We start from the raw sequence: 6,053 nt of genomic DNA, 5'->3' as shown, positions 1-6,053 counted from the left end.
CCCGCCCGCGACGCGACCTGACCTCCCGATGGTCCCCGGGACGTTCGGGTCACGGCCGGAGGAGCAGGCCCCGAGCGGCCCACCCCAGGACGCGCCCGCGCCGCGGATGGAGCCGCCGAGGCCCTGGTCGCAGGGCCTCTCCAAACCGCTGCAGCAGCCACCCGCCGCCCAGCCACCCGCCGCCAACGCGCCCGAGCCTGCCGCCCCGCAGGTCCAGCCGGAGCCGCCGGTCCAGCCGGGGCCGGTGGAGGAGCAGGCCCCGCCGCGCGAAGTCCGGTCGCAGCCGGCGTCGCCCGTCCGGCCGCGGCCGCTGCCGCCGCCACCGGCTCCGCCGCCGTCCGGTCCCGCGATCACGCCGCCCGATCCGGAGCACGAGGTCACCGGCGGCGGGCTGCGCCGGCTGTTCCACGCGGTCGGCGGCGGGCACGGCGACGTCGACGCCGACTACCTGCAGCGGCTGCAGCAGCCCTTCCACGGGACGCGCCACGTCGTCGTGCTCGGCTGCACCGGCGGCGCCGGGCAGACGGTGACGTCGCTGATGCTCGGCCACACGTTCGCACAGCACAACGGGGAGCCGATCGTCGCCGTCGACGTCAACCCCGGCCCGGGCGCGCTGGCGCGGCGGACGCGCAGCGACACGAACGAAACGCTGACCGGGCTCATCACGCGCGCCGACCAGGTCGGCTCTCTCACGGCGATGCGCCGGTACACGTCGCAGGCCAAGTCGGGCCTGGACGTCATCGCGGCCGGCAAGAACCCGCTGCAGGCGCTCGACGACCGCGATTACGCGCTCGCGATCCGCACGATCGACAGGTTCTACTCGGTGACGCTCCTGGACGCGGCCGCCGCCGTGGTCGCGCGCGTCCTGCCGTACGCCGACCAGCTCGTGCTCGTCGCCCCGGCCAGCGCCGACGCGCCGCGCGCGGTCGCGATGACGTTCGAATGGCTGGACGGCCACGGCTACGAGGAGCTGCGATCCCGCGCGGTGACGGTGATCAACGGGGTGAGCCGCCGCAGCATGGACGACGTCGAGCAGGCGGAGTCGATGGCGCGGGGGCGTTGCCGGGCGCTGGTGCGCATTCCATGGGATGATCACCTGAGCATGGACCGCGCGCCGCGCAACGAGCTGAAGTCGTTGCGCACGCCGACGCGGCGTGCCTATCTTGCCTTGGCCGGCGTGGTCGCCGGCGGTTTCACCGTGATGCCCGAGCGTTACCAGGAGTTCGAGCACGAGCAGGAGGCCACCCGATGAGCGCCCCTCGCGGGCATCGAGCGGAGACCTACGCCAGCCGGGCGGAGACCTACGCCAGCCGGGCCTTCCTTGCGGGCGCGCCTGACGTTGATGACCATCCGGAAGGCGAACACTTCCCCGCGCGGCCCTTCGCGACCGCCCGCGCCCCGCGACAATGGACCGGGATGGGGAGGACGGCATGAGCAAGTCGAGCCGGCTGGCCGTGCGGTACTTCGACGACCGCGTACTGCTCACCGACAACGCCGCCTGGGCGTACTTCCGGCTGCCCACTGTGTCGTACGAGTTCACGACCGGGGAGGAGCGCGAGGCGCTCGCCACCAACATCACCATCGCGCTCGCGGGCATCCGGATGCAGGACGCCGAAGTGCACCTGCGGATCGCGCACCGGACGTACCCCGCGGCGGACTGGGCGCTCGCGCTCGACCGGACGTCCGACGACGGCGCCGGTTGGCGGGAGTACCTGGAGGAGACGTACGCGCACGTCTGGGCCAAGGACTTCTGGACCAAGGAGGTCTACCTCGGGGTCCGGCTCGGCCCGCGCGGGATGGGCGCGCACCTGTCTGGCGGGGTGCTGTCGCAGTTCCTCGGGTTCTACAAGCGCAGCGAGAAGGTCCTCGGCGTCCACGACGACGCGATCGACAAGAAGGAGATCGCGCGCTGGACCGAACAGGCCGAACGCATCGGCCGCGCACTCGGCGGTTCGGCCCTGTACGCGCGGCACGCCACGTCCACCGAGGTGGCGTGGCTGTTCCAGCACGCGGTGACGGGGTCGCTGGCCGATCCGCCGCCGTCCGCCGTCGCGCGCCGGACGTGGGGCAAGGGCGAGATCGAGTCGCTCGTGGAGGGCGCCATCCACAACGGGCGCTCCTACCTGCGGATCGAGCAGCCGAACTTCACCGGCGCGGGCGGCGGCGCGACGGCCGCGTCGTACGTGGCGTACCTGTCGTTCGCGCGTTTCCCCGACCTGATGCCGTTCCCGGACGGCGAACCCTGGTTCCACTACGCCGACGCGCTCCCGTTCCCCGTGGAGATCAGCGCGCGGATGAAGCTGATCCCGCCGGCGAAGGCGTCCAAGGACGTCTCCCGAAAGCTCGCGCACGCCCGCGACATGGACCAGCACATCCGGGAGGCGGGCGCGGAGGCGCCGATCGCGCTCGCGGAGCAGATCGACGCGGCGCGGATGCTGGAGCACGGCATCACCAAGGAACGGCTCCCGTTCGTGTACGGGTGGCACCGGCTGATCGTGTCCGCGCCGACGGAGGAGCTGCTCGCCCAGCGGGTGGACGCCGTCGTCGAGCACTACCGCGACATCGGTATCGACGTCGTCAACTCGACCGGTGACCAGTTCTCCCTGTTCCTGGAGTCGCTGCCCGGCGACCAGATCAGGCTGAACGCGTACGCGCAGCGCCAGCCGCTGCGGACGATCGCGGGCGGCATGCCGGTCGCGACCGTCGACCTCGGCGACCGGACGGACGAGCACGACGAGGGCTGGATCGGCCCGTACGTCGGCGAGACGCTCGGCCGGGCCCGGTCGATCGTGCACTTCGACCCGCTCGTCGCGGCGGCGCGGAACCGTCCGACCGCGGTCGCGATCACCGGCGAGCCGGGCGGCGGGAAGACGACGCTGGCGCTGCTGCTGATCTACCAGATGGCGCTGCGCGGCGTGACGATCGCGGCGATCGACCCGAAGGGCGACGCCGAGTCGCTGGTGGAGCTGCTGAAGGCGCGGGGCAGGAGGGCGCGGATCCTGCCGCTCGGGTCGGCGTCGCCCGGCCTGCTCGACCCGTTCTCGTTCGGCGACGACCTCGCCACGATGAAGACGATGGCGACGGAGACGCTGAGGCTGCTGCTGCCGCGGATGTCGGAGGAGCGCGAGTCCGCGATGATCCAGGCGGTCGGCGCCGTCGCGAACGCGGAGCGGCCGTCGCTCGGACGCGTCGTCGACTATCTCGAAGGCGCGGACGACCCGGCGTCCAAGAACCTCGGCGCGGTGCTGCGGTCGATGTCGGAGATGCGGCTCGCGCGGCTGTGCTTCGACCCGTCCGGCGGCGACCGCATCGACACCGCCGGATGGACGACGGTGTTCACGCTCGGCGGCCTCACCCTGCCGGACGTCGCGATCTCGCGGGAGGACTACTCCTACGAGCAGCGCCTGTCGGTGGCGCTGATGTACCTGGTGTCGCAGTTCGCGCGGCGGCTCATGCACGGCCTCGACCGGCGGATGCCCAAGGCGATCTTCCTGGACGAGGCGTGGGCCATCACGTCGACGCCCGAGGGCGCGAAGCTGGTGCCCGAGGTGTCGCGCATGGGCCGGTCGCGCAACACCGCGCTGATCCTGGTCTCGCAGAACGCCGGCGACCTGCTGAACGAGCAGGTGACGAACTGCCTGTCGTCGGTGTTCTGCTTCCGCTCGACCGAACGGGTCGAGGTCGGCAACGTGATGGCGCTTCTCGGGGTGGAGGCGTCCGAGGAGCACAAGGCCGTCCTGCGCAACCTCGGCAATGGCGAATGCATCTTCCGTGACCTCGACGGCCGTGCGGGACGTATCGGCGTCGACCTGATCTCCGAGGAACTGCAGCGTTGGCTCGACACCAACCCGACCCGGTCCCGTCCGGGCTCGTCCGAACTCACCGCCGCGGGGGCCGAGGTCGAGGAGGTCAGTCGATGAGGGGTCCCCGCGACGGGACGGCGCGCCTGCAGCGCTCGCCCGGCGAAGGGCTCGACCGCGCCGTGCTCAAGCGGAAGGGCCGCCGCACCCGGCGGCGTCCCGCACACCCGCGCACCCGCCGCTCGGTACTGCTGCTGGTCGTCATGGCCCTGTTCCTGATCGGCCCGCTGTCACCCGCGATGGCGTCGATCCCGAAGCCGCCGACCCCGAACGACGCGTGCAGCCCGGCGGAGAGCCCGTCTCCGGAGCAGTACGGGTCCGGGACGGACGGCATGATCAAGCCGCCCGACTATCCGAGCGAGAAGCTGCAGAAGACCCCCGTCGAGAACCTGACGTACTACGACCGGTACGGCACGGCCGGGCAGTACTGGTACGCGGTCGACATGGGCTGCTCGGACGCGATGGCGCTGATGGGCAACGGGCTCGCCAACACGGTGTTCACGTTCGTCCGGGCGATCGACCGGACCACGATCAGCGTCTACCAGGCGGCGGCGTCGGAGTCGCTGCTCGGCTGGCTGAAGGACACCGTCGACGGCGTCATCAGCGACATGGGCAAGACGTTCAACGCGCGCTACTGGTCGTGGGTGGTCATCCTCGGGGCGATGTGGCTGGCCTGGTGGGGGCTCGTCCGCAAACGGGCCAGCAAGGTCACCGAGGGCGTCATCTGGATGATCGTCGCGATGGTGGCGCTGGTCTGGCTGATCGCGCGGCCCTCGGACTTCACCACGCTCGGGACGAAGACGTCGGAGGCGACGAGCGCCGCGTTCAACGCCGCGTTGCCGCAGAGCGACACCAAGGGCGGAGTGTGCGTGCCCGCGCCCGCCGGGAAACCGGATCCGTCGGCGTCCGAGAGCCTGGACGAGACGACCCGCAACGCGAACCGGCTGTGGGTGGCGCTGGTCTGCAAGCCGTGGCTGCAGGGCGTGTTCGGCACGACCGACCCCAACGCCAAGGTCGTCAAGGACAACGCCGACCGGCTGCTCTGGTCGCAGGCGGTCGATCTGCCGGAGACGCACGGCGACAACAACAGCGCCGATCTGGGGAAGAAGGCCGACGCCTACAAGGACGTCTCCAAGAACATCAAGGAAGAACATCCCGGGACGTATCCGCTTTTCCAGGGCAAGAACTGGGAGAACCGGCTCGGGGTCGCGTTCGGCGGCCTGCTGGCGGCGATCGTCGCGGGCGTGCTCATCATGGTCATCGCGATCGCGCTGATCGTGGTGAAGATCGCGTTCCTGCTGCTGCTGGTGGCCGGGCCGATCTTCCTCGGGATCGGCATCCATCCGGGCATCGGACGGGTCATCGCCATCCGCTGGCTGGAACTGCTGCTGTCCATGCTGCTCAAGCAGGCCGCGCTCATCGGCGTGCTGTCGCTGCTGCTGTGGGCGTACGGGTTGATCCTCGGCGAGACGCTGCCGTGGGGCCTGCAGATCCTGCTCATCGCGCTGGTGACGTTCGCGGCGTTCGTGTACCGCAGGCCGTTCCAGCATCTGTTCTCGGCGGTCGGCTACGGGGCCGTGGGGTCGCGGGAGAAGAGTGAGGCGCTGCTCGACCGGTCCGTCTCCGAGACGCGGCGCAGCACGATCGCGGCCGTCGCACCGTTCGGCGGCGCCGGGCTCGCGCGCTGGGCCAAGCGGGAGGCGACGTCCGAGGCCGGCGCCCCGGCCACGCAGCGCGACACGGCGCCCGGCACCGCGGTGGCGGCCGACCGGCGGGGCGCGGGCGCGGTCGAGGGGCAGTCGCCGGAGGACGCGCCGGTGTTGGCGGCCCGTCCGCGCGGCGCCGGTACCGGCACCGCGGCACGCCAGGGCCGGTCGCAGCGGGGCGCTCCGCCGCTGAACCTGCCGTCCCGCGCGGCGGCGGGCGAACGGGGCTCGGACGGCGGCGGTGGCGGTCCGGTTGGAGGCGTCGTGGTGGGCGGCGGGAAGTCGTCCCCTGGGAAGTCGTCCCCCGGGAAGTCGTCTCCTGGTGCCGGGTCGGGCGCGGGAACCAAACGTCCGCCGTCCTGGTCGGGACGCGGTTCCGGCGGAGGCGGGGTCAGCGGAGGCGGCAACGGCGGTTCCGGCGGAGGCTCCGGACGCTCAGGCGGCGGCTCAGGTGGGTCGGGTGGCTCAGGCGGCGGCGGTACTGGCG

3 protein-coding genes are annotated in these 6,053 nt (G+C 72.0%); all 3 read left to right on the top strand.

The features are described 5' to 3' along the window. On the top strand, window positions 1–1,252 hold a 1,252-nt coding region (locus tag ACH34T_RS44485; protein ID WP_396027075.1), incomplete at its 5' end, for a MinD/ParA family protein. A gap of 178 nt (window positions 1,253–1,430) precedes the next feature. Continuing rightward, window positions 1,431–3,920 (top strand): ATP-binding protein, encoded by a 2,490-nt coding sequence (locus tag ACH34T_RS44480; protein ID WP_396027074.1) that lies wholly within the window; start codon window positions 1,431–1,433, stop codon window positions 3,918–3,920. After that, window positions 3,917–6,053, top strand: a 2,137-nt coding sequence (locus ACH34T_RS44475; RefSeq protein WP_396027073.1) for a type IV secretion system protein, incomplete at its 3' end; no start/stop codon positions are given. The genes ACH34T_RS44480 and ACH34T_RS44475, both read left to right, overlap by 4 nt.

Source organism: Actinomadura sp. 9N215, assembly GCF_044326345.1.
Lineage (GTDB): Bacteria > Actinomycetota > Actinomycetes > Streptosporangiales > Streptosporangiaceae > Spirillospora.
Note: the sequence above shows the minus strand (reverse complement) of the source record. Positions and strands in the feature narration are given on the sequence as shown.

Excerpts from the sequence above, each read along its gene's own strand:
- ACH34T_RS44480 (WP_396027074.1), top strand. The coding sequence starts at position 1,431 with ATGAGCAAGTCGAGCCGGCTGGCCGTGCGGTACTTCGACGACCGCGTA.